This is a genomic window from Halopenitus sp. POP-27 (assembly GCF_029889855.1).
Classification (GTDB): Archaea; Halobacteriota; Halobacteria; order Halobacteriales; family Haloferacaceae; genus Halopenitus; species Halopenitus malekzadehii.
In genome coordinates this window covers 1-23167 of record NZ_JARANU010000012.1, presented here as the reverse complement: position 1 = coordinate 23167, position 23167 = coordinate 1, and the positions used below count along the sequence as shown (strand labels likewise).

Annotated in this window: 21 protein-coding genes; 8 read left to right on the top strand and 13 right to left on the bottom strand. The window is 64.1% G+C overall.

Features of this window, described 5'->3' with window-relative positions:
• Positions 1-287: 287 nt before the first annotated feature.
• From proS to OQF70_RS08710, 3 genes are all read right to left on the bottom strand, one after another.
• Positions 288-1763, bottom strand: a complete 1476-nt coding sequence (proS, locus tag OQF70_RS08720; protein WP_280537046.1) for a proline--tRNA ligase — start codon at positions 1761-1763, stop codon at positions 288-290.
• Positions 1764-1863: 100 nt separating this feature from the next.
• Entirely contained in the window at positions 1864-2556 is a 693-nt protein-coding gene (locus OQF70_RS08715) for an HD domain-containing protein (RefSeq protein ID WP_280537045.1), read from the bottom strand.
• Between the two features lie 144 nt (positions 2557-2700).
• On the bottom strand, positions 2701-3456 hold the full coding sequence (locus OQF70_RS08710; protein WP_280537044.1) for a GNAT family N-acetyltransferase: 756 nt from the start codon (positions 3454-3456) through the stop codon (positions 2701-2703).
• A gap of 96 nt (positions 3457-3552) precedes the next feature.
• Here OQF70_RS08710 and OQF70_RS08705 point away from each other — a divergent pair, with 96 nt between their 5' ends.
• A complete protein-coding gene (locus tag OQF70_RS08705; RefSeq protein ID WP_280537043.1) occupies positions 3553-4779 on the top strand; it encodes an FAD-dependent oxidoreductase in 1227 nt (408 codons plus the stop codon).
• A 75-nt stretch (positions 4780-4854) separates the two neighbouring features.
• On the opposite strand, the gene OQF70_RS08700 is transcribed toward OQF70_RS08705, so the two are convergent.
• From OQF70_RS08700 to OQF70_RS08690, 3 genes are all read right to left on the bottom strand, one after another.
• A complete protein-coding gene (locus OQF70_RS08700; protein WP_280537041.1) occupies positions 4855-6498 on the bottom strand; it encodes a DUF2070 family protein in 1644 nt (547 codons plus the stop codon).
• Between the two features lie 96 nt (positions 6499-6594).
• The gene (locus tag OQF70_RS08695; protein ID WP_280537040.1) at positions 6595-7632 is read right to left on the bottom strand and encodes a glycosyltransferase; all 1038 of its coding nucleotides are present in this window, start codon (positions 7630-7632) and stop codon (positions 6595-6597) included.
• Positions 7633-7770: 138 nt separating this feature from the next.
• A complete protein-coding gene (locus tag OQF70_RS08690) occupies positions 7771-8724 on the bottom strand; it encodes a hypothetical protein (RefSeq protein WP_280537039.1) in 954 nt (317 codons plus the stop codon).
• A gap of 144 nt (positions 8725-8868) precedes the next feature.
• Between OQF70_RS08690 and OQF70_RS08685 the strand changes: the two genes are divergently transcribed.
• Both OQF70_RS08685 and OQF70_RS08680 read left to right on the top strand, forming a co-directional pair.
• Positions 8869-10260: a sulfatase gene (locus OQF70_RS08685; protein WP_280537038.1), complete on the top strand. Its 1392-nt coding sequence runs from the start codon at positions 8869-8871 to the stop codon at positions 10258-10260.
• Complete coding sequence (locus tag OQF70_RS08680; RefSeq protein ID WP_280537037.1) at positions 10257-11291, top strand: lysylphosphatidylglycerol synthase transmembrane domain-containing protein; 1035 nt, start codon at positions 10257-10259, stop codon at positions 11289-11291. Before OQF70_RS08685 ends, OQF70_RS08680 begins: the two co-directional genes overlap by 4 nt.
• Positions 11292-11440: 149 nt before the next feature.
• On the opposite strand, the gene OQF70_RS08675 is transcribed toward OQF70_RS08680, so the two are convergent.
• From OQF70_RS08675 to coxB, 5 genes are all read right to left on the bottom strand, one after another.
• Positions 11441-11848 carry a universal stress protein gene (locus OQF70_RS08675; protein ID WP_280537036.1) on the bottom strand — a complete coding sequence of 136 codons (408 nt, stop codon included), beginning with the start codon at positions 11846-11848 and terminating at the stop codon, positions 11441-11443.
• A gap of 157 nt (positions 11849-12005) precedes the next feature.
• Positions 12006-12278, bottom strand: coding sequence for a cytochrome C oxidase subunit IV family protein (locus OQF70_RS08670; protein ID WP_021074466.1), 273 nt, complete (start codon positions 12276-12278; stop codon positions 12006-12008).
• Positions 12279-12314: 36 nt separating this feature from the next.
• Entirely contained in the window at positions 12315-12458 is a 144-nt protein-coding gene (locus tag OQF70_RS08665; protein ID WP_021074467.1) for a hypothetical protein, read from the bottom strand.
• 142 nt (positions 12459-12600) lie between these two features.
• Positions 12601-15099, bottom strand: coding sequence for a cbb3-type cytochrome c oxidase subunit I (locus OQF70_RS08660; RefSeq protein WP_280537035.1), 2499 nt, complete (start codon positions 15097-15099; stop codon positions 12601-12603).
• Positions 15099-15890 carry a cytochrome c oxidase subunit II gene (coxB, locus tag OQF70_RS08655; protein ID WP_280537034.1) on the bottom strand — a complete coding sequence of 264 codons (792 nt, stop codon included), beginning with the start codon at positions 15888-15890 and terminating at the stop codon, positions 15099-15101. The genes OQF70_RS08660 and coxB overlap by 1 nt, the downstream gene beginning before the upstream one ends.
• 228 nt (positions 15891-16118) lie before the next feature.
• Between coxB and OQF70_RS08650 the strand changes: the two genes are divergently transcribed.
• Entirely contained in the window at positions 16119-16541 is a 423-nt protein-coding gene (locus tag OQF70_RS08650; RefSeq protein WP_280537032.1) for a hypothetical protein, read from the top strand.
• Positions 16542-16568: 27 nt separating this feature from the next.
• Here OQF70_RS08650 and OQF70_RS08645 read toward each other — a convergent pair whose 3' ends face one another.
• On the bottom strand, positions 16569-16769 hold the full coding sequence (locus OQF70_RS08645; RefSeq protein ID WP_280537031.1) for a hypothetical protein: 201 nt from the start codon (positions 16767-16769) through the stop codon (positions 16569-16571).
• A gap of 233 nt (positions 16770-17002) precedes the next feature.
• Here OQF70_RS08645 and OQF70_RS08640 point away from each other — a divergent pair, with 233 nt between their 5' ends.
• Complete coding sequence (locus OQF70_RS08640; RefSeq protein WP_280537029.1) at positions 17003-18112, top strand: GTPase; 1110 nt, start codon at positions 17003-17005, stop codon at positions 18110-18112.
• A gap of 4 nt (positions 18113-18116) precedes the next feature.
• Positions 18117-18728 (top strand): TIGR04206 family protein, encoded by a 612-nt coding sequence (locus OQF70_RS08635; RefSeq protein WP_280537028.1) that lies wholly within the window; start codon positions 18117-18119, stop codon positions 18726-18728.
• Between the two features lie 101 nt (positions 18729-18829).
• Here OQF70_RS08635 and OQF70_RS08630 read toward each other — a convergent pair whose 3' ends face one another.
• Complete coding sequence (locus OQF70_RS08630; RefSeq protein ID WP_280537135.1) at positions 18830-20302, bottom strand: MATE family efflux transporter; 1473 nt, start codon at positions 20300-20302, stop codon at positions 18830-18832.
• A gap of 169 nt (positions 20303-20471) precedes the next feature.
• Between OQF70_RS08630 and OQF70_RS08625 the strand changes: the two genes are divergently transcribed.
• Positions 20472-21236, top strand: coding sequence for a VOC family protein (locus tag OQF70_RS08625; RefSeq protein WP_280537027.1), 765 nt, complete (start codon positions 20472-20474; stop codon positions 21234-21236).
• 261 nt (positions 21237-21497) lie between these two features.
• Positions 21498-23167, top strand: a 1670-nt coding sequence (locus OQF70_RS08620) for a hypothetical protein (protein ID WP_280537025.1), incomplete at its 3' end; no start/stop codon positions are given.

Sequence of the window (23167 nt, the reverse complement as noted above, 5' to 3'; positions counted from 1 at the left end):
CCATCTTAAAGGGCTAACCCTGATACACGTAGGGTGCCTTACCCACCCATTAGGGAATATAAGGTCATTATTCTACAGGGCCTGTGACCCAATACCACAGATTTATAATCACAATATAAACCTGCATTTTCTCAAAATAGGAAAACATATACTGGGTTTTTAAACCAAATATGTCCCATAATCAACCGCTCTGGAACACGTATTTCAAATTCTCGTCCGACGACGACCGCCTCGATGGCGACCGGACGGATAGGTCGGCGAACTGGTGCGTCCGACGGGTGGAGCGATCAGTACGACTTCGCGAAGTAGGCGGTCCGCTCGGCGGGATCGCCGCAGACGCCGCAGGTCTCCTCGTGGTCGGTCCCGAGGAGCTCGTCGTCGTCCTCGAACGGCACCATCACGATCTCGGCGGCGATCTGCTCTTTGATCTCCGCCTCGCAGTCCTCCTCGCCACACCACGGCGTCTCGACGTAGCCACCGTGGCGGCCGAGCGTCCCCAGGATCTCCGCGCGGTCGTCGGCCTCCCGGACCGCACCGTCGAGGGTCTCCTCGGCGGCGGCGTACAGCTTGGCGTAGACCTCGTCGAAGTGGCTCTCGACGGTGTCCGACACGTCCTCGCGGTCCTCGACGATGCTCTCGCCGTCCGGCCGATGAACGAGCGTCAGTTCCCCGTCCTCGACCTCGTTCGGGCCGATCTCGATCCGGAGCGGGACGCCGTTGAGCTCGTGTTCGTTGAACTTGAAGCCGGGATTGCGCTCGTCCCGATCGTCGAGGTCGACGCTGACCCCGGCGTCCTCCAGGTCGTCGGCGACGCCCTCGGCGTACTCGAGGACCTCCTCGTGCGTGTCCGACTGCCAGATCGGGACGATCACGACCTGCGTGGGCGCCACGGTCGGCGGCAACACGAGCCCCTGCTCGTCCGAGTGGGTCATAATCAGCGCCCCGAGACACCGCCAGGAGACGCCCCAGGAGGTGGTGTGTGCGACCCGCTCCTCCTCGTCGGCGTCCGAGAACGTGATGTCGAACGCCTCCGCGAACGACTGCCCGAGGTGGTGGGAGGTCGCGCCCTGGACCGACTTGCCGTCCGGCATCAGCGCCTCGACGGTCGTCGTCGTCTTGGCGCCGGGGAAGGTGTCGTGTGGCGGCTTCTGGCCGCGCAACACGGGGATCGCGAGGACGTCCTCGTAGAGCGACTCGTACTGGTCGAGCCGCAGCATCGTCTCCTCCCACGCCCCCTCACTCGTCTCGTGGGCCGTGTGACCCTCCTGCCAGAGGAACTCCTTGGTGCGGAAGAACGGCTTCGTCTCGGTAGCCTCCCACCGAACGACCGAGCACCACTGGTTGACGCGCATCGGCAGGTCGCGGTGGCTCCGGACCCACTGGGCGATGTAGGGTGCGATGATCGACTCGGAGGTCGGCCGCACCGCGAGCCGTTCCTCGAGCTGCTCGTGACCGCCCTGGGTGACCCAGGCGACCTCGGGGTCGAACCCCTCGACGACCTCCTTCTCGCGCTCGAGGTACGACTCGGGGATAAACATCGGGAAGTAGGCGTTCTGCACGCCCGTGTCCTTGAACTCCGCGTCGAGCGCGTTCTGAACCGCCTCCCAGAGCGCGTATCCACGCGGTCGCGTCACGATGAATCCGCTCATTCCCTCCGGCCCGTAGCTCGCGAGCCCAGCCTTCCGGACGACCTCGGCGTACCAGTCGCCGGTGTCGTGTGATTTGGACTCGGTGATCCCGAGTTCCTGCTCGTCGTCGGTCATTACATCGTGGATCCGCCGTGCGGGACTTAAACCGACCGAAGCCCCGTCGCGCCGGTCCGCCCCGATCGAGGCGCTCGACACGATCGACGTGATCGACGCGTCACCGATCGGTGACGCCCTCGGGATCCATCTCCGTCACCTCGGCTTCGAGCCACTCGCGGAACCACTTGACGCGTTTGAGCCGCTGGTGGGCGATGCTCTCGGCGGTGTCCGACCGCACGCGCTCGGCGTGGTCGCGGCCGCGCTCAAGCACGCGGTCAACCATCTTGGCCGCATCCATATGGGTCCGGGCCTCATAGCCCATCCGCAACAGCATCAGCGCGGCCCCGTTCGCGCCGACCTTGTCGAGCAGGTCCGCCTCCATCAGACATCGTGACTCCAACGAGACGTTCGAGAGGTCCCCCTGGTAGGAGTGGTCGACGATCGACTGGGCGACTTCGTCGATGAACGACTCGGGGTACTCGCCCCGGTTCCGGAGGTATTCGCGGGCGATCCGGGCACCCTCCTCGGCGTGGACGTCCTGATCGACCTCGAGTTTGGCCACGTCGTGAAACAGCGCCGCCACGCGAATGACGTCGAGGTCGGCGCCCTCCGCTCGGGCGATCTGCGTCGCGAGGTCGACGACGTTGAGAATGTGGTTGAACCGGTACTCCGCGGAGTGCCAGGGATACCACCGCATCCGGCCGCCGTCGTCCTCGCTTTCGACGCTGGCGGCGAGGTAGTCGTGGACGAATGCCGCCATCTCCTCGAACTCGTCGTCCGGAACCCGGGATTCCTTTATTTCAACGCCCACGGTCGGGCCCCCGGCGTCGGTTCGGAGATCGATCGCGAAATTCGGTATTCATTGTCCGAGACCATGGCCGTTTCGTTCTTAGGCGTTACGACAGCCCCGGATCTCGCGGCGATCGGCGGGTTCCACCACGGTCACCGCAGCGATTCACAGGTAGGCGGCGTCCCAGCGCGTGGGTTTGCGCCGGTTGCCGCAGTCGGCGCACTCGAGCCGGTCCAACGTGTCGACCGTGACGTCGAGTCCCTCACAGTTCCCACAGAGGTACCCGTACCGGTCCTCGTGGTCCGGATCGCGATACGCCGCGAAGAACGGGCCCGTCGATCCACGCTCGCTGTCCTCGAAGTCGACGTACACCGTCTCGCCGTCGGCGTCGGTGTACGGTTCCGACTCGAGGGTCGGGTGGGTCTCGTCGAGTCGTTTCGTGTAGATCAGCTCACGGAACGTCTCCCGGTCGATCGTGATCTCCTCGGTTCCGGTGTGGTCGTACCCCTCCTCCTCGTAAAACCGCGTCCCGGACTCGTTCGCCGCGAGCACCCGTCCCTCGATCCGGTCGACGTCCCGGTCCCGGAGCGTCTCCTCGACGCGGGCGAGCAGCCGGTGGCCGATCCCGGCACCGCGGTGATCGGGGTGCACGTGGAGCCAGTCGATCTCCCCGACACGCTCCCGGCGGTCGACGACGTAGCTCTCCGCGAACCCCACGACCTCGCCGTCGTCCACCGCGACCGGGAACACCGTTCGGCTGGAGTCGACGTCCGCGGCCAACTCCGAGGGGTCGTACCACTCGTCGATCGACCCCGAGAGGACCGACTCCGAGACCGCGTGGCCGTAGGAGTCGTTCATCGATGCGCGTGCGACCGACCGGATCGCCTCGACGTCGTTCGGTGTGGCCGCTCGAAGGTCCATACGGTCACGGTCCACGGCCAGTCACAAAAAGCCTCGCGCGCGAATCGCGTCCGGACGACCCGGACATATTCATCCGTCGCCGCACGAACCACGGGTATGGCGCGTGAACCGGAGGTACTCGTGATCGGGGGTGGTGCGACCGGCGTGGGCGTCGCACGCGACCTCGCGCTGCGTGGCGTGGACGTGGCCCTCATCGACCGGGACGGCCTCTGTGGCGGGACCACGGGACGATCCCACGGCCTGTTACACAGCGGCGCGCGCTACGCCGACACCGATCCCGAGGGGGCGGCGGAGTGTCTCGCGGAGAACCGGATCCTTCGCCGGATCGCCGGCGTCTGTGTCCGCGAGACCGGCGGCCTGTTCCTCGCCCTCGATGGCGACGACGACGCCTATTTCGACGCGAAACGGGACGCCTGTGACTCGGTCGGGATCCCGGTCGAAACCGTCGATCCCGCGACTGCACGTGATCGCGCTCCCGGCCTGTCGGCAGACGTCGAACGCGCGATGTCGGTCCCGGACGCGGTCGTCTCCCCCTCTCGTCTGATCGCGGCGACCGCCCTCGACGCGGACCGACACGGCGCCACGATCCACCCACACGCACCGCTCGAGTCGCTGACCGTCCGCGGCGGGCGAGTGACGACCGCCCGTGTCGGCGGACGGCTCGACGACGTGTTTCGTCCCGACGTCGTCGTGAACGCGGCGGGTGCGTGGGCCGGCGAGGTCGCGGCGATGGCCGGCGTGACCGTCGCGATGCAGCCCACGCGCGGCGTGATGGTGTCCGTCGACAGCGAGGGGATCGGCCCCGTCTTGAACCGCTGTCGAAGCCCCGCCGACGGCGATATCGTGGTTCCACACCGGACCGAGGCGGTCCTCGGGACCACGAGCGTTCCCGTTCGTGACCCCGACGACTACGACACGCCCCGTGAGGAGATCGAGACGGTGATCGACGAGTGCGCCGCGATGGTGTCCGACCTCGTCGATCGACCGATCGTCCGACGCTGGTGGGGCGTTCGCCCGCTGTACGCCCCCGATGAGGCCGACCGCGGCGGCCGCGGGATCTCGCGCGGGTTCACGCGCCTGGATCACGCCGACGACGGGGTGGACGACCTCGTTACCGTCGTCGGGGGGAAGCTGACGACGCATCGACTGATGGCCGAATCGACCGCCGATCTCGTCTGTGACCGGCTCGGCGTGGATGCCCCCTGCCGTACCGCCGACCGCGAACTGCCCGCAGTCAACGATCCCGACCGCCTCGATCGTGCGGTCGCTGCCTTCGACGCCGTGGGGCCGGCCGACGTGGACCTCCTGGACGTGCCGAAGTAGGGTCGGGGAATCGACGGCGATGGTGCGTAAACGAGCGGCGCCGACGATGGTGATGGCCGTGACGAGGACATCCCGTCAGAACATCCAGACGATCAGGATGAAGTAGAACAGAAACAACGAGATGATCGTCAGTCGGATGAGGATGTTGACGCTGAAGACCAGCCCGTTGTAGTGGTTCTTGAGGAGATCGAGTGGCCGCGTGGTGCGGCTCGTCAGGCCGATCGTCGCCGGCGCGACGTTCCCGGTCGCGTTCTCGACGGCGCGTCGCATCGCCGTGACGTTCGAGCGCTTCATGTTCGCCAGGTCGTGAATGGAGGCGTGCGTGTCCGTCGAGAACAGCAGGACGTGATCGAACTCCTCGCGGTACTCCTCCTCGAGGTCCCGCATATCCGCCGTGACGCCGTTGGTGTCGGTACCCAGCAGGAGCGTGCGCTCGCCGTCGACGACCTCGACCATCGCGAACAGGTCCTGATCGTCCAGATGCACGTCGAACCCTGCCTCGTACTCGTGTAACGGGGCCGCCTCCAGCGTCTCGAGGAAGTCGTCGAAGTGTCCTTTCAGCCGGTCCGCCTCGGCGGTTCCGTACTGGACCTCCTTCTCGGGGCCCTCCTGGATGTCGTGTTTGTGAAGGTCGACGAGGAGCACCGACGACTCCTCGACGTCCCGCATAAACACGCCGATGTCGTAGTCGTCGATGTGTTCGGCGTGGAGGTACACGATCGTCTTCCCGTTGAACCGACGGCCGAAGAACTCGATCTCACCGTAATCCTTACTCACGAGACGTGACGCGCGGCTGACTCGCTCGGGGTCGGCGACGGCGTCGAGGACCTTCTCCGCGTCGTCGGGGTTCGCGAGGTCCTCCTTGTGCGTGCAGGGAACGTGCAGGAAGAAGCCCGTTCCCTCCGCATTCAGCTCGGAGATGACGGTGCCGCTGAGCTGTCCGCCCCCGAACCCGCCGAGCGGACCCGGATGGATCCACGGTGCCGCAAGCGTCAGCCGGTCGCCGTTGTCGATCGACAGGGTCTGGACGTGGGGCTCGGACTCAAAGCCCAGATCGAGCGTCTCGCGGTCGTTCCTGAGCAGCCCGGCCGTGAGCGTGAACGCCGACACGTCGGTGTTGCTCTTGATCAGATACTCGACCGCCAGCAGGATGAGCACGACGAAGACGGCCGCGATGGCGACCGAGGCGAGGCTGAAGACGTGTCTGTACGTCTCGATCCCCAGCGCGCCGCCGACGAACAGGTAGAAGACGGCGATGAGTATGCCCGTCTGTGCGGAGGAGACCACGAGGATGCGCTTGTAGTACTCGATGCCCGTCGAGATCAACAGGACGAGGACGTTGTTGACGTGGAGCGTGATGAACGCCAGCCAGACGATACTCCAGGCGTTTCCGGTGGTGTCGGCCCCCGAGAGGATGAGCCCGTAGACGAACAGGACGAACTGGTTGACCAACGCGAGGAAGTAGCTCCACGAGCGCGGATAGCGGGGCAACACCTGGTGAAACAGCTCTCCCGCGAACAGGAACGGGAGGAGGAACACGAGCGATCCCGCAACGAGCACGAGCGGGATGGTCAGCCGGATCGGCGTGAAGACCGTGAAGGCCAGATGCATCCCGAAACTGTACACCAGGCTCAAGACGACGAGCGCCGGGATCTGTGCCTTCAACGGCGGCAGGCTGAACACCAACCGCTGGAAGACGTCGACGTTGTCCGCGCCCATCAGTCGATCCCCGCGTCGGTCATCCGGTCTCCGTCGGTCATCCGGTCTCCGTCGGTCATCCGGTCTCCGTCGGTCATTGCTCGGTCCCCGCGTCGGTCATCGGTCGGTCACTCCGTAGATCCGTTCGAGTTCGTCGATCGTCTCGGTCACCGAGAACCGCTCGACCGCGCTTCGGGTGTCTCGATCGTGGCGCAGGCAGTCCTCGACGGCGCGTTTCATCTCCTCGAGATCACCGTACGCGAACCGCGCCCCGTTCGCCTTTCCGATCGTCTCATCGAACGGCGGGACGTCGGCCGCCGCAACCGGCGTGCCGCAGGCGTTCGCCTCGAGCGTCGACAGCCCGAGGGTGTCACACGTCGACGCCGTGAGGAAGACGTCGATCGACGAGTAGAACGTGGGAAGATCCTCGCGCGGGAGGAAGTCCTTGAAGGTCACGTTCTCCGGAGCCGTCCGCTCCAGTGCGTCCCGTTCGGGTCCCTCGCCGACGAGCACGAACCGATACTCCGGCGTCTGGGCCGCCAGCCGGAGGATCTCGTCGACGTTCTTCTTGGCGGTCAGCCGACCGCTGTAGCCGATGACCGGCTCCGGATACGAGAACAGCCGGTCCGACTGCGGCCGGAAGGTGTCCATCTCGATGCCGACGGGGAGCCGTCGCGGCTCCACGTCCCGCCGGATCCGCGAGGTCGAGGCGGTCACGCAGTCGAACGACCGGAGGAACCGGTTCTCGTAGGCCACGTAGAGCCTCGACGCGGCCGCGGCGATCGACTCGAACTTGAGACCGCGTTCGAGGTAGTCCTCGACCGGCGTGTGGTGTGTATAGACCGATTGTACCCCCGTCTGCTTCGCGTATCGCCGGCCCATGATTCCCGTCGACGCCGGTCCGTGACAGTGGACGACGTCCAACTCCGGCAGCGTCGAGAGCCGTCGATAGGTCGGTAACCGATACTGCTCGTAAAACGGGTTCGGGAGCGACCGGACCGGGAGCTCGTGGTCGTCCGGCTCGTGGCTGCTTGCCGGATACACGACGTATACCTCGTGGCCGCGATCCTCGAGACGCTCGCGCCAGGCCTGGATCGTGTACGTGACGCCGTCGATCCCGGGGAAGTAGCTGTCCGTAAAGAACCCGATCCTCATACCGTCCTCCGTTCGTTCCGATCGACGCGTGCGCCCGAGGCGAGCCTCACGGGCCGGTCCTGCGGTGTCACGCTCCCGTCCTGCGGGGCCACGATCCGGCCCTTCGGCATCACCGTCCGACGTCGACGGTCGGGGCGGCTACGCATCCAGGACCGCATCCACGAACTCGGGGGCACCGTTCTCGTAGTCGGGACTTTCATCGGATTCACAGAAGCGTTTCGCTTTCAGGACGGCGTCGGGCACCGAGGCGGCCCTGGCGATCCCCCCGATGCCCTCGCGTTCGGCGCGCTCCGCGATCGCCTTCTGAAACGGGAGGAACGGGTAGATCACGCAGGGCGTTCCCGCGACGACCGTGTCCGCGATCGACGAGAACCCGGTACAGATCACGACGTCGGCCGCCTCCGTATACGGAGTCATCGTCGGCTTCGTCTCCCAGTCGTCGTCGCCCACCGTCCTGACCGTGTAGCCGTCCGCCTCCAGTCGGGACCGTATCTCGTCGAATCCCTCGCCGTGTGTTCCCGGATTGATGAGCACGTCGTACTCGTCGATCTCGTCATCGGCGTCACCCTCCTGGGCGAGCGGGCCGACCCGCGTGATTCCCGCCGGGTCCGGCTCGTCCGGCCACAGGGACGTCACGAGGATCCCCTCGCCGAACAGCAACGACGCCGCGTTGTAGATCCGCAGCGGAGTCCCCCAAACCGGGCCGAACAGATCCGGCGTGAGGTGGTCGATCCGGTAGAAATCGATCCCCTGGGCCGCCGCCGACAGGCCCGCGAAGACGTCGTCGGTCACCAGCACGTCCGGATCCTCCCGTTTGAGCCACTGGTGGATCTCCCGCGTCCGTTTCACTGCGGAGGGTGCGAGATCGAAGAGAGTGTGCTCAAGGAAGGCACGCGGCGTACTCCCCTCGACCGAGACGGTCGTGAGGTCCGGCTGGTCGAAACCGTTCATCTCCACGAACCGCGCGCCCTGCCCGCCGCCGGCGATCGACACGTCGATGCCGCGTGACTCGAACTCCTTGGCGACCGGGATGCTCCTGGCCGCGTGTCCGGCCCCGTCACACCAGTAGACGATCGCCACGCTCTCGACCATACCCCCCGTTGTCGCGTCCCCTATAAATCGGTCCTGGCTCCGTCCCGACGATCCGGGGATCGGCTCGTTGGGTCCAGTCAAACCGGCCCACCGATGCCGTTCGGAACCGACGTACCTAACTGCCGGGCGGTCCGGGTGGCGGGTATGGAGGACACCGTTTCGGGGACGAAGAACGTCGTCTTTCTGGTTCTGGATTCCCTCCGGACGGACCGGGTGTCCGCGTACAACGCCGACGTCGAGTTCACCGACCACATCCAGCAGCTCGCCGACTCGTCGATCGTCTTCGAGAACGCGGTCACGCAGGCACCCTGGACGCTGCCGTCGCACGCCTCAATGTTCACCGGGGAGTATCCCTGGGAGCACGGCACCACCCACGCGAAGAGCTACTTCGACGAGGACCGAGAGACGTTCGTCTCCGCGTTTCGGGATGCGGGCTACGAGACAGCCGCGATAACGCCGAACGTCTGGATCACCCCCCACAAGGGGATGACGGAGGACTTCGACCACGTCGAGAACTTCCTGGGGACGGCCGACAACCGGCTGAGCGTTCGCCTCTCGAAGGCGTTCGCGAAGTTCTATCACGCCCTCGGTGAGACGCCGCGTCGGATCCTCGGGCGACAGATCGACCGCGTCTTCCGACTGTTCGACGTCGACGACTCCACGCAGTCGGAGGAGACCGTCGACGCCGTGACCGAGTATCTCGCGTCCCGCGAGGACGATGACCGGCCGTTCTTCCTGTACACCAACCTGATGGAGCCCCACGAGCCGTACCGGCCTCCGGATCGATACGCCGATCGGCACGGTGTGGCCCCGGACGCGGCGATCCCCCACCGGCAAAAGGACGTCTTCACGATGGACGACATCGATTTCGACCAGCTCGAGCGCGTCTACGACGCCTCCGTCGACTACACCGACGACCTCGTGGGACGGATCGTCGCCGCGCTCGAGGACAACGGCCTCCGCGAGGACACCGTGGTGGTGATGCTCTCGGACCACGGCCAGGCGCTCGGCGAGAACGGCGGCGAGTTCGGCCACCAGTTCACCGTCGCGGAACCGGTGACAAACACCGTCCTGTTCGTCTCCCATCCGGATCTGGCGGCCGACAGGGTCACGGACCCGATCGAGCTCCGATCGCTTAGCCGACTCGTCCCGTATTACGCCGGCATCGCGCCCGAACCCACCCACGAGGACGTCTTCCCGGAAACGATACTGGGCGGGTGTGAGTATCCCCAGAACTTCACGGGATACATCCCGACCGATCGATGGGACGAGTATTACCGGAAACACCGCTACGCGAAACGTGACGGGGTGACGGTGGTCAAGTCGGTCACCGAGGACGGCGATGCGACCTACGAGGCGTACGACCACGAGGCGGACGAGCCGATCCCGGTCCCGCCCGACCTCAAGGCTGCCGTCGACGGGATCGGCGACGTCGATGCGGACGCCGACGATGCCGCCAACGACCGTCCGGGCGACGATGATCGACCGGTCGACGACGCCGTCGAGGACCGGCTCGAACAGTTGGGCTACCGATGACGGTTCCGATCGCGACCGGGCGACGGGAGTGGATCTGGTTCATCGTGACCGGCGTGCTGTTCGTCGCTCTCCTCGCGCTCGCCGACGTCGGGGAGGTACTGTCGGCGCTCGTGCGGGCGGACCGGTCCCACTTCGCGGTCGCGCTCGCCATCGGGTTCTCGTCGCTGCTGTTGTGGGCGTGGGTCTGGCACCGGTTCTTCCGACACATGGGGATGGATCCGACGCCGACGGACACGGTTTCCCTCTTTCTCACCGGCCACTTTCTGAACTCGATCACCCCGCTCGGCCAGTTCGGTGGCGAACCGATCATGGCCTACGTCGTCTCGGACGCCCTCGAGACGGACTACGAGAAGGCGCTTGCGGCCGTGGTCTCGGCGGACATCCTAAACGCGGCTCCCTTCTTCACGTTCACGCTCGGCGGGCTGTGCTATCTCATCGTCGTGGGATCGCTGACCGGGTTTCTCCGATCCGTCGGGGCGGTCGCCGTAGCGCTCCTGTTGATCGGCGGCGCTGTGACGTACCTGCTGTGGTCCGACGATGGACGCCTCGGCGACCTCGCGGTGGGGACGGTGAACGCGATCGAGCGGCGAACCGACCGGGCGGAGGGCGTGTTTCAGTCCCTCCGTGACCGCATCAAGCGGATCGAGGGGCATTTCCAAACCGCGGGCAGTGATCGGTCCTTTCTGCTCACGACCGCCGTCGGTTCACACCTCGCGATCCTGGCGCAGGTCGTCTCGTTGTACTTCGTGTTCCGGTCGCTCGGGATCGATCCCGACTTCGTCTCGTTGTATTTCATCGTGAACCTCTCGGTCATCGCGACGGTCTCCCCGACGCCCGGCGGGTCCGGAACCTACGAGGTGGCGTTTTCGGGACTCGTGACGCTGTTCTATCCCATCGGGCTGGCGACCGCCGTGACCGCCGCAATCCTCTTCCGGTTGACGACCTACTGGCCGGGATTGCTTGTCGGATACGCGTCGCTGTTCGTGGTGAAGAGCCGAACCGACGATGGGGACGTCGGCCCGCAGGAGTGATCGACGAGCCGGCGGATCGGTCGTCGTCGTGGGGCATTGACCGTCGACCGTCGGCCGTCAGCCATCGACCGTCGGCCGTCAGCCATTGACCGCCGGTACTCGGTGCTCGGCGACCTCCCAGCAACTCCGTGTCCGACGGCTTCCCCCGACTACTCGGCGGTCGTCTGCGTCTTCCCGGCAACCGTCACCGGCAGTTCCGCTCCGAGGATCACCGACTGCGTGACGCTGCCGAACAGCGCCTTGCCGGCCGGCGAGCGCTTCCGGCCGCCCAGATAGATGGCGTCGGCCTGCTCCTCCGTCGCGGTCTCGAGGATCGTGTCGGCGGGGTCACCGCTCGCCTCGAGCACTTGGTTGTCGATCCCCGCCTCCTCGAGGATCTCCTGGACCGCCCGGACGCTGCCAACCTGCGTCGCCGAGGCGCCGGCGGGGTTGTCGACGAAACAGTGGAAGACGGACACGAACACGTCGGTGCTCGCGCTCGGGAGCGACGTGATCGTCTCGGCGATCCGGGTACTTCGGCCCTCGTCCTCGTCCACGGCAAGTAGTACGTGGTACATACCCGCCGATACGGTCGGAGGGGTTTTGGTGTTTCCCCTCCGGCCGGACGCGCCCCGTCCGTACGAGATGGCGGCGACGACGTCGATGGTCGAAGCGACACGAAGTCGAGAGAACCAGGCTGCGCGAGCGTCTGAAACCCCGCTGCGTCGATATGCGTTACGTGATGGAGTAGGTCGCCGCGGCCATCAGCAGGAGGGCGAACGCCAGCGCGACGGCCATCAGGTAAGTCAGCGATCGGTTCTCCCACTTGAGGTGTTGGTAGTAGCCGACGATGAGCGCCCCCTTCAGCGCGGCGGCCCCCATCGTGCCGGCGAACGCCTGCTCGTAGGTGAAGAACTGGTCGAACTCGAAGAAGACGAACTTCGAGGTCGCCAACCCCACGAGCGCGACGTACACCAGCGCGTAGAGCTTGATCGAATCCGACGCCATTGTTCACGCGAAATCTGGGTGTGCGTCCTTATAGGTTTACCCATCCTCGTCGTCGGGGCCCCGCCATCGTTTCCACAGGTAGTACCCGACGAACGGGCCGACGACCCAAAACGAGACGCCGACGAGCGTCCAGAAGATCCCGCTGAGCAGCCGCGGGTCGGTGAGCACGTCCGGAACCATATCGATGCTCGACTATCGAGACGTAAATATCCGCGCAAGCGGCCTCATCGTCGACGGCGTATTCCGGGTTTCCGAGACGACGTGTCCGGGTTTCCGAGACGACGTGTCCGGATTTCCGAACGTCAAAAACGAGACGTGAACCTCAAAAGAGGTAGAACAGCGGGAAGAGGATGACCCAAACGATGTCGACGAAGTGCCAGTAGAGGCCGAAGTACTCGACCGGTCGGGAGTCCTCCTGGTAGGCGCCGTTCCACGCCCGCACGAGCAGGAAGCCGGCGATCAGCAGGCCGATCACGACGTGGATCCCGTGGAGCCCCGTCGTGACGTAGTAGATCGTCGCCTGTACCGGGTCACCGTGGGAGTTCTGGGTGAGCGTGACGCCGACGTCATAGATCTCGTGGTGCCACTCCCAGAGCTTGATCGACAGGAAGGTGAGCCCGAGCAGCATCGTCGCGACCAGATTGGCGATCAGACCGGCCCGGCTCTTGCGCCGGGCGTACACGAGCGCGAGGATGACCGTGAACGAGGACGTCAACAGTACGAAGGTGTTGATGAGCCCCGGCAGGGAGTCCGTCAGCGGCTCCCAGGTGTACCAGCCCGCAGCCACGCGAATGAAGACCGCGGCGGAGATGAACGCCCCGAAGACGATCACGTCGGAGGCCAGGAAGAACCACATCCCGAGTTTTACCTTCTCGACGCCCTCGAAGGGCCACCGCTCGGCGATCTCCATCGGCGGGGCATAGAAGTCCTCGAGACCCCACTTCACGGCCGTCCAGATCAGGCCGACGAGGCCGATGGCGGTGAAGATCGGGTACACCGGATTGCTCACCGTGATGCCGGTCCCCGCCAGCGTCTCCGCGGTCGTGACGTCGAACGACGAGGCGACTCCGGACAGCCCGAAGAAGAAGATCCCCGTGGCCAACGAGAGCGCAAACGGCCAGATGCTGGCGTGGCTCGCGTGTTTATCCCAGTAGGGGTAGCTCTCGATGTGGTCCTCGCCGTGGCCCTCACCGTGGCCGCCGTCGGTCGCCGCGGCCGGTCCGTCGTGATCGTCATCGGGCGTGGTGAGCGCCTCGGAGACGAACTCGAGCTTGCCGGAGGCGTAGGAGGGGCGTCCGCCCCAGTTCTCGAGCGGCGGCGGCGAGGGAACCGCCCATTCGGCGGTCCGGGTGTACTCCCACGGGTTGTCGGGAGCGTCGGGCCCGGACACGTAGGACTTCGCGAAGTTGTAGAACATGATGAAGAACGACAGCCCGAGGACGAACGCGCCGATCGTCCCGAACCGGTGCATGCTCTGGAAGGCCGGGTCGTAATCGAAGACGCGCCGCGGCGTCTCCCAGGCGAGGAACATGGAGAAGTACACCGCGTTGAACCCGATGAAGAAGACGACGAAGTGAACCTTTCCGAGGAACTCGTCGTACATCTTTCCGGTCATCTTCGGGAACCAGTAGTAGATCCCGCCGAACAGCGCCGTCGCGCCGCCGAACATCACGTAGTGGAAGTGGGCGACGACCCAGTAGGTGCCGCGGAACTCGTAGTCGAGGACGATCGCACCCAGGAAGACGCCGGTGATGCCGCCGAGGATGAACAACAACAGCGCGCCGAAGGCGAACAGGAACGGCGTCGTGAACCTGATCCGCCCCTTGATGAGCGTGTAGATGAGCGAGAAGACGACGAGGTCGAACGGTAACGATATCCCGATCGACGTCGCCATCATCAGCGTTTTGACCTCCAGATTGATCGTGGTGAGGAACATGTGGTGGGTCCACACCAGGAACGACTGGATCGAGATGAGACAGATCGCGATGATGACCCACTTCCGCCCGACGAGCCGGTTGCCGGAGAACGACTGGAACAGCTCGAGCATTACACCCAGCGCCGGGAAGAAGACGATGTACACCTCCGGATGGCCGAAGAACCAGAAGAGGTGTCCCCACAATAGCGCGCCACCCTCGGTCGCGGAGAAGTAGATGCTCCCGAGGATGCGGTCGGACAACAGGATGAGCGCGACCGCCAGCAGCGCCGCGAACGCGAACAGCATCATGTAGACCGTCGCAAGCATGGACCAGGTGAAAAGCGGCATATCCATCAGGCCCATCCCTTCGGCACGCGAGTGGTGGATCGTCGTGAGGAAGTTCACCGTCGAGGCGGTGATCCCGATCACGAACATCGCGAGCGCGAGGATCGCGCCCGTGGATCCCAGACTCGGCGTATACATCGGCACGTTCAGCGGGGCGTACATCGTCCAGCCCGTGCTGAGCGTTCCGCCCTGGAAGTAGCTGATTCCCATCAGTATCCCGGAGAGGGAGAACATCCAATAGGACAGCGCGTTCAGCCGCGGGAACGCGAGATCGTCGGCGCCGATCTGTAGCGGGACGAAGTAGTTTGCGAACCCGAACCCGAACGGCGAGAGGAACCAGAAGACCATGATGAGGCCGTGCGTGGTGACCGCCTCATTGTAGGCGATCCCTGAGAGGACCTGGGCGCCGGGTTCCCACATCTGGAGTCGGATGAGCAACGCGAGCATCCCACCCATGATCAGGAAGAACAGCGCCGTGACCGTGTACAGGATCCCGACGTCCTTGTGGTTCGTCGTCACCAGCCAGCGGCGGACTGAGGTCTTCGGCGGTAGTTCGGACATTATGCCTCACCCTCCGCGGTGGCGTTGCCGGTTGCGGTGGCGTTGCCGGCTGCGGCACCGGAGTCGTTCTCCTCCGCAAGCGCCGCGGCCTGTTCGTCGTACCAATCGTTGAATTCGGTGTCGTCCATAACCACGATCTCACCGTTCATAAAGGAATGACCGGACCCGCACAGCTCGAAGCATTCGACCTCGTAGGTTTGCTCCTGGCCGGCATCGAGGCCACCCTCAGTGGTGAACCACGTTTCGGAGTATTGGCCGGGGATCGAGTCCGATTTGATGCGTAACTCGGGGACGCCGAAGGTGTGCCAGACGTCCCGTGATGTCACCCGTAACTCGATCGCCGAATCCTCCGGGACGTACAGCGTGTTCTGGGTGGTGACGCCGTTGGGGTACTGGAACTCCCAGCCGAACTGGTACCCAACGACCTCGACCTCCATATCCGCCGACTCGACACCCGGTGCCTCCGGCCCCTCCTCGACGACCAACAGCAGGCCGTACGCGTAGACGACGAGGCTGATGACCACGATGGCACTGAGCCCGAACGACAGGAAGAGTTTCTTGGCCTTCGGACCACCCTTCCCGGTCGGCAGCTCGCCGAGAACGGGCGGATCGAAGCTCTCTTTCGGTTCGCTTCCGTCGTCCCGGTATTTGTATGCGTTCCAGAGCATATACGAGACGACAATGATCCCGATGAGCGTCCCGAGCCCGAGGAAGACGGAGAAGATCTCGTTGAAGATCTCGGCCTGCGCCCGGAGACCATCGGTCTGTTGCAGTAATACTGACGCTATCATGTTCTTTTCTCGGCCCTTGCCTGTGAGTTGGTGATGCCGCACTTATCTCTTTTGTAGCGCGGTCGTCAGCGGGTGGCCGTTCGGATGACGATCGGGGGTTCTCCGTCGGGACACGACCGGGCGGGCCCGATCATATACGAAGGCTATTTGTATACACGACCGGACCGTCAGTACAACGAGGACACACAGACAGTTATGGTCTCATTAACGCTTTTGAGCACGGTACTGATGGGGTTGCTCGTGATCGCCACCTTCATCGCTGTCGGTCGGGTCGGCCGCAAGCGGGAGTTCGCCGCCGACGACGGCGACGGCGACCGGTACGATCGAGCCGTCTCCCGGCTCCGAGCGATCGCTCACTCGCCGGCGGTCTGGACCGTGACGTTCATCGCCTTCGCGGTCGGGCTCGGGCTGTTGACCGTGCTTGCGGTCGGGAGCTTCGGGCTTCCGGAGGGGCTTCCCGGGACCATTCTGAACGTCGTCTACGGTCTCGTCGGCCTCCTCATCGCCGGGTTCGTGTTCCTCGGCGCGTACGCGGCGACACGCGAGCGCGGCCTCGGCAACGCTCAGGGCGTCGCCGCCGGGTCGATCGCGCTCGGGATGGTCCTGATGCTCGTCATCGCCATCCAGCTCGTCGTCGGCTTCGCCGGCTGATCAACGTCCACCATCGGTCCATCCCGGTCACGCGACCGGGATTCCGGACCGGCCGAGAAACTCGCTGACCGACTTTATCACGACTGGGCTTCCGATGATCCGGCACTGTCCCTCCGATTCGACGATCGTTACGGTGAACTCCGCCTCCAGACGGTCCCGGATCCCATCGAGCGATCGACAGGGGAGGACGATCTGGGTGCTGTCTCTGAGGCGAGCCGGATCCGGCATTCGACACTCGCATCCTCTCACAGGCCCTAAATAATCGTGACGAAACTGGCGAGTACCGGCGCCGTCGGGGACGTCGGATCGTGATCCGGGTTGTCGCCGCCGTTGGGGACGTCGGATCGTGATCCGGGTTGCCACCGCCGTCGTCGACGCCGTTCCGCCGATCCCACGAGCGCCCACACCTCCCGCCCACCGAAGGAACAGGTTTAACGAACTGAGCGGCTGAGTTGCCCCTGATGGGACTGGAAGAGGAGATCGAGGACCTCCGCGAGGAGATCGCCGAGACGCCCTACAACAAGTCCACCGAGGCCCATATCGGTCGTCTCAAGGCGAAGCTCGCGGAGAAGAAGGAGAAGCTGGAAAACCAGTCCTCCGCCGGCGGCGGTCACGGCTATGCCGTCGAAAAGCACGGCGATGCCACCGTCGCGCTCGTCGGCTTCCCCAGCGTCGGGAAGTCCACGCTGATCAACGCCCTCACCAACGCCGACAGCGAGGTCGGCTCCTACGAGTTCACCACCCTCGACGTCAACCCCGGAATGCTCCAGTACCGGGGTGCACAGATACAGATCCTCGACGTCCCGGGACTGATCGAGGGCGCCGCGGGCGGGCGCGGCGGCGGCAAGGAGGTGCTGTCGGTCGTCCGGACCGCGGATCTGGTCGTGTTTCTGCTCTCGGTGTTCGAGATCGAACAGTACGACCGGCTCCGCGAGGAGTTGTACGACACGAACATCCGACTCGACACCGAGCCACCCAACATCAACGTTCGCAAGACGCACAAGGACGGCATCCAGGTGACCACGAGCGACGAGGTGAGCCTCGAGGAGGAGACGATCAAGCAGGTCCTTCGCGAGTACGGGTACGTCAACGCGCAGGTGACGATCCCACACGACCTCACCATCGACGAGCTCGTCGACGGCGTGATGGACAACCGCGTGTATCTCCCCTCGATGGTCGCCGTCAACAAGGCGGACCTGATCGATGCTGACTACCTCCCGACGGTCAAGCGGGAGCTTCGCGATCGGGACCTCGATCCCGAGGAGGTCGTGTTCATCTCCGCCGAGGAGGATCGTGGCCTCGATGGCTTTACCGACCGCGTCTGGGAGGAACTCGGCCTGATCCGGGTCTATATGGACAAACCGGGCCGCGGCGTCGATTACGAGGAACCGCTGGTCCTCTTCGAGGGGGATACCGTCGACGACGCCTGCGAGAAGATCGGCGGCGAGTTCGACGACCGCTTCAAGTTCGCCCGCGTCTCCGGACCGAGCGCGAAACACGACGAACAGCAGGTCGGCCGGGACCACGAACTCGCCGACGAGGACGAACTCCGGATCGTCGCCCGGAAGTGACGCCGTGACTGACGCGTCCGCCGACCGGTCCGATCCCCGTTCCGACGCCCCCGGCCCCTCCGTCGACCGCGCCGATCGGTCGCGCCCTCGGTCCGATGGACCGAACGCCACGTCCGCCGGATCGGAGTCGAGAGCCGGCCGACGAGCGCTTCTCGTGATCGTCGGCTTACTCGTCGTTCCCGTCACCGTCATCGTCGACGGCGCGACGTATACCGTCGTCTCGCTCTGGGGGCTCGTCACCATTGTTCCCGGCGCCGGCGGCGATCTCGCCGTCAGCGGCTACCCGATCTGGCGATACGTTCTCGCCCATCCGCTTCCGTTCGGGGCGCTTCCGTCGTCGATCCAGGCGTGGCCGGTCGCGCTCGTGTTCCACCTGCTTGCCGCCGGAAGCGCTGCGGCCGGCGTCGTCGTGGATCGGGAAGATCCCCGTGTTACCGGCGGCTTGCTCGTGCTTGCCGGGGTCGCCAGCCTCTCGGTGGCGATCGGACTCGGGTCCCGATACGGCCTCGCCGGACCCACCGTCTCCACCCTGGTCGTCCCGATCGCGACCATCTGTGCGTGGGCGTGTGCGGCCGTCCTGTACGGGCCGCCACTTCGAGGACTTCTCGATCGGTGACCTCTCGACCGATGAGCCGGATGCCGCTGAGAACCATCGCCGACGAACCGCCGGCGACGACCCGCTGTCGGGAATCGTGGCCGTTCCACAAGCGTTGACGATCAATCGGTGCGTCCGCTCTCGCTCCCGCTGTCGCTTCCGGCCTCGTTTCCTGGCCGATAGCCCCGGCTGACCGACTTCCAGGTTCCGGAATCGAACCGCCAGTAGTTGATCGCGGCTGGGACGCCCGTCTCCGCGAGGAACCCGAGGTAGACGCCCCACAGACCGAGCGGCGTCGTCGCCCCGATGTACGCAAGCGGGATCGAGACGCAGAACATCCCGAGAAACTGGCTGAGGAACGGCACGGTTGTGTCGCCGCTCGCGTCGAGCGGCCCCGCGGCGCCGCCGGCCACGCCCTGAAACACGATCGCGACGCAGGCGGCGTACACGAGCGTGACCGCGATCGGGATCGCGGGATCGCCGGGGTCGTCGACGAACAGGCCGACGATGGGCTCGGCGAAGGCCGCGACGAGGACGGCCGAGACGAGATACGTCGCCACCGCGAATCGGATGATGTCCCGGCCGTATCGCTCGGCGGCGTCCTCCGCGCCGGTTCCGAGCTCCTGGCCGACCAGACTCGAGGCAGCCAACCCGAAGCCCCAGCCGGGCGTGTTCATGATCCCCCAGATCCGCCTGGCGATGACGAACGCGGCGACGACGTCGCGGCCGAAGACGTCGAGGATCCCGAGCATCGGGAACTCGGCGGCCGTCCACACGAGGTTACGCGCGCCGACCGGCGCGCCGATGGAGACGAGATCCGCGAGGGTTCCCGGGTCCGCGTACGCACCGATCGGCGAGATCCGCACCGGAAACGCGCCGATCCCGGGCAACCCGCCGCGGACGAGCCCGACCGCGAAGGCCGTCGCGACCACGACATTCGAGAGCACCGTCCCGATCGCCGCGCCGACGACGCCGAGGTCGAGACCGAAGATGAGGACGGCGTTGATGAGGACGTTCGCGATCGCGCCGCCGGCACGGAGCTGCATCGCCGTGTATGCGTCGTCGCTGCCGACGAGAACGCGACTGCCGACGAGGTTGAGCGCGGCGAAGGGGATCCCGACCCCGACGATCCGGAGATACCGCGAGCCGAGTTCGATCGCCCGGGCGTCACTCGACAGGAGTCCGATCAGGTCCGTCGGAACGAGCCAGAAGGTCGCCGCGACCGGGAGCGTGACGACGACCACGAGGAGGACGCTGCCGCGGACGGCCTGCCCGAGGTCCTCGTGGGCGTCGGCCCCGTAGCGCTGGGAGACGAGCGCGATCGTCCCGCCGGCGATCCCGCCGCCGATCGCGAACGCGAGCCCCCAGAAGGGGCCGGCGAACCCGACGCCCGCGATCGCGGCGGAGCCGACCGCGATGCCGACCATCGCGACGTCGACCGCGTTCTTCGACATCCGGGCGATCCCCGTCACCACGCGTGGCCACGCGAGCTCGGTCGTCCGCACCGCCCGATCGCGATCGATGAGGCCGACACGAGCGAGCGCGAGCCCGATCCACAGGATCAGGAGCCGGACCGGATTCGGGGGGCGGAACACGGGAGACATCACTCCTTCCCCGGTGATACCTAAGGCGTTTCGGCCGCCGGCAGGCGTCTCCGGGAGCTGCCGACATCGCCCGCGATCCGGATCGGTGGCGGGACCGACCAACGGCCGGGAGAGCCGAGGACGGTACGTTTTTCCACGTCTTCGCCCAACATCGATCCGGATGAATCCCCTACTCGATCACGTGATGATCCGCGTCGAGGATCTCGAGGAGAGCCTCGAGTGGTACCAGTCCAACTTCGGCTACGAGGAGAAGGGCCGCTGGGAGGCCGACACGTTCACGAACGTCTACCTCGGTCCGGAGGACGTCCACGCGGACGGCGCGCTCCTGGAGCTCACCTACAACCACGACGACCGGTCCTACGAGATGGGCGACGCCTGGGGCCACATCGCGGTTCGTGTGCCGGAGGACGGCCTGCAGGACGCCTACGACGAGTTGCTGGCCAACGGCGTCGACGACTACCGCGATCCCGAATCCTGCAACAACCGGTACGCGTTCGTGACGGACCCCGACGGCCACGAGATCGAGATCGTGAAACGCGACCACGGCGCAAAGTGGAGCCTCGACCACACGATGATCCGCGTCGAGGACGCCGACGAGGCGATCGGCTTCTGGACCCGCAAGTTCGAGTACGAGCCCGCGGGCCGCTGGGAGGCCGACACGTTCGCGAACTACTTCATGGAGCCCGCCGACGCCGCCGAGGAGGCGATGTCCGTCGAGCTCACCTACAACTACGACGGTCGCACCTACGAGATGGGCGACGCCTGGGGCCACCTCTGTGTCCGGACCGACGACCTCGAGGGCGACTGGGAGACGCTGATGGAGCGCGGCGCCGCCGACGACCGCGATCCCGAATCCTGCAACAACCGGTACGCGTTCACCACCGATCAGGACGGCCACGAGATCGAGATCCTGAACCGAGAGTAGCGTCTCTCTCACACCCGACATCGCCGTCCCGATCGATGCCGGATCGCGGACACTCACGCACGAATACATTTTTGAGTGACATTCGACGACGCTCCGACGGCTACCTTTTTGCAAATATAGACGTTGTGAATATATACTTTATTAACTAACTAATAGAGTTAATTGAACTCTATCGAGTGAAGTGATATACCGTCGGGGAGGCCGAAATGGTGAGCGGCCCCTCGATCGCGTATACCGTGTTCCGGTGTGGGTTCGTCCCCTATGACAAGAGAGCCGTTTCCGACACGATCGATGCTTCGTACCGTTTTCCTCGTCGCGCTCGTCGGTACTGCGGGTGTGGTTCCAGGTGGAACGGTCAATACAGTTTCTGCGGAAACTTCCGCGGAAATAGATATATCACCCTCTATTGGTGACTTATATACTAATGATTCATCAGATACACAACCAATCGAATCAACAAAAATCAATCTAGGTAATGCAGACGAGAAATATGTTCGAGTTTATTATAATTTAACACCCTCAGTAGCATCTGGTGTTGAGTTTAATGATTCTACTGTTGATGATGTGTATGTATTAAACATAGATAACGCACGTTCTGACGTTAAATATACTGGTGAATGGGAAATAAATCATTCAACGGTTAGTCTAGTATATGAAATTACAGGAGACTTAGAAACATATACAGAATATGATCGGTTTAATACTGGATTTTCGTTGAAGGACATATCTCTCGAAGATGCTGTTTCGAAAGATAACCTATCATATGATGTTGCTGCCGAGTTTCAATCTAATAAATCGTATCAAAATCCGCATCTAAATGGATCATCTGATTCTCCTGATTCAAGCACGGGTAATGCTGTTCAAAGCAAGGAATTTGATATCATAGACGATTCTATAGACTCCATCTCCATATCCGGACATATTGATCTTACAGAAAAGAAGAACAATATTCAACCAACGATAGAACACGGACCAGATCTCAATGAGCCAGTATCAATCGCAGTTACCGAAGAAAACGAGGTATCTGAACAGGCGCATATAAATATTCATCCTCAATCAACCACAACCTCATTCTCTATCGGAATTGATTCAGATACTAATCTTAATTTAGATAACCACAATATTAACACATATCCTTCAATAAATCATACAGTTTATGCTGCAGTCGGAGAAAATCAATTGCTTGAATCCACCGATCTCATAAATGAATCAGATATAGGCCCACAAAAATATTCTATATCTGGTATAAATATCTCATCAAATATTCCTTCATCGGTATCTTCTTCCAGTCAATTTAATTCGTCTGTTAACCTCACCAACACGGGCGGATCGACGTACACCGACACGATCGAACTGCTGGTCAACGGGACGGTCGTCGAGACGCAGTCGGTGACGGTCGACTCCGGATCGACGGTGACCACGACGCTCACACACGACCTCGAGAACGCGTCGGCCGGCGACGAGCGCTCCGTCACGATACGCGGCGATCACGACCGTGCGACCGGGACGGTCACGATCGTCGAGCCGCCGCAGTATTCGGTGGCGCTCGATCCGTCCGACTACACCTACGAACGGACCGACTCGGGATCGGTGTCGATCGCGGGGACGGTGACGAACGTCGGGGAGACCGATGGATCGGACCCGTTCGACGTGACCGTCGACGTCGGGTCGGGAACGGTCACTCGAACCGTCACCGGACTCGAAGGCCTCGCCGTCGGTGATTCGCGGTCCGTCTCGGTCTCGTTCGACGACGAGACGCTGGCCGCGCTTCCCGACGGGACGCATCCGATCGTCGCCACCGAATCGCTCACCGGAGATTCGGCGACCGGCTCGATTACGCTGTCGACGCCGACGACCGAAACGCCGACGCCCACGCCCACGCCAACACCGACACCGACACCAACGCCGACTCCCACGCCGACTCCGACACC

Coding starts and splice junctions, on each gene's coding strand:
- OQF70_RS08625 (WP_280537027.1), top strand. CDS start 20,472: ATGAATCCCCTACTCGATCACGTGATGATCCGCGTCGAGGATCTCGAG.
- OQF70_RS08660 (WP_280537035.1), bottom strand. CDS start 15,099: ATGTCCGAACTACCGCCGAAGACCTCAGTCCGCCGCTGGCTGGTGACG.
- OQF70_RS08670 (WP_021074466.1), bottom strand. CDS start 12,278: ATGGCGTCGGATTCGATCAAGCTCTACGCGCTGGTGTACGTCGCGCTC.
- OQF70_RS08690 (WP_280537039.1), bottom strand. CDS start 8,724: ATGGTCGAGAGCGTGGCGATCGTCTACTGGTGTGACGGGGCCGGACAC.
- OQF70_RS08685 (WP_280537038.1), top strand. CDS start 8,869: ATGGAGGACACCGTTTCGGGGACGAAGAACGTCGTCTTTCTGGTTCTG.
- OQF70_RS08665 (WP_021074467.1), bottom strand. CDS start 12,458: ATGGTTCCGGACGTGCTCACCGACCCGCGGCTGCTCAGCGGGATCTTC.
- OQF70_RS08645 (WP_280537031.1), bottom strand. CDS start 16,769: ATGCCGGATCCGGCTCGCCTCAGAGACAGCACCCAGATCGTCCTCCCC.
- OQF70_RS08695 (WP_280537040.1), bottom strand. CDS start 7,632: ATGAGGATCGGGTTCTTTACGGACAGCTACTTCCCCGGGATCGACGGC.
- proS (WP_280537046.1), bottom strand. CDS start 1,763: ATGACCGACGACGAGCAGGAACTCGGGATCACCGAGTCCAAATCACAC.
- OQF70_RS08680 (WP_280537037.1), top strand. CDS start 10,257: ATGACGGTTCCGATCGCGACCGGGCGACGGGAGTGGATCTGGTTCATC.
- OQF70_RS08675 (WP_280537036.1), bottom strand. CDS start 11,848: ATGTACCACGTACTACTTGCCGTGGACGAGGACGAGGGCCGAAGTACC.
- OQF70_RS08700 (WP_280537041.1), bottom strand. CDS start 6,498: ATGGGCGCGGACAACGTCGACGTCTTCCAGCGGTTGGTGTTCAGCCTG.
- coxB (WP_280537034.1), bottom strand. CDS start 15,890: ATGATAGCGTCAGTATTACTGCAACAGACCGATGGTCTCCGGGCGCAG.
- OQF70_RS08640 (WP_280537029.1), top strand. CDS start 17,003: ATGGGACTGGAAGAGGAGATCGAGGACCTCCGCGAGGAGATCGCCGAG.
- OQF70_RS08710 (WP_280537044.1), bottom strand. CDS start 3,456: ATGGACCTTCGAGCGGCCACACCGAACGACGTCGAGGCGATCCGGTCG.
- OQF70_RS08705 (WP_280537043.1), top strand. CDS start 3,553: ATGGCGCGTGAACCGGAGGTACTCGTGATCGGGGGTGGTGCGACCGGC.
- OQF70_RS08650 (WP_280537032.1), top strand. CDS start 16,119: ATGGGGTTGCTCGTGATCGCCACCTTCATCGCTGTCGGTCGGGTCGGC.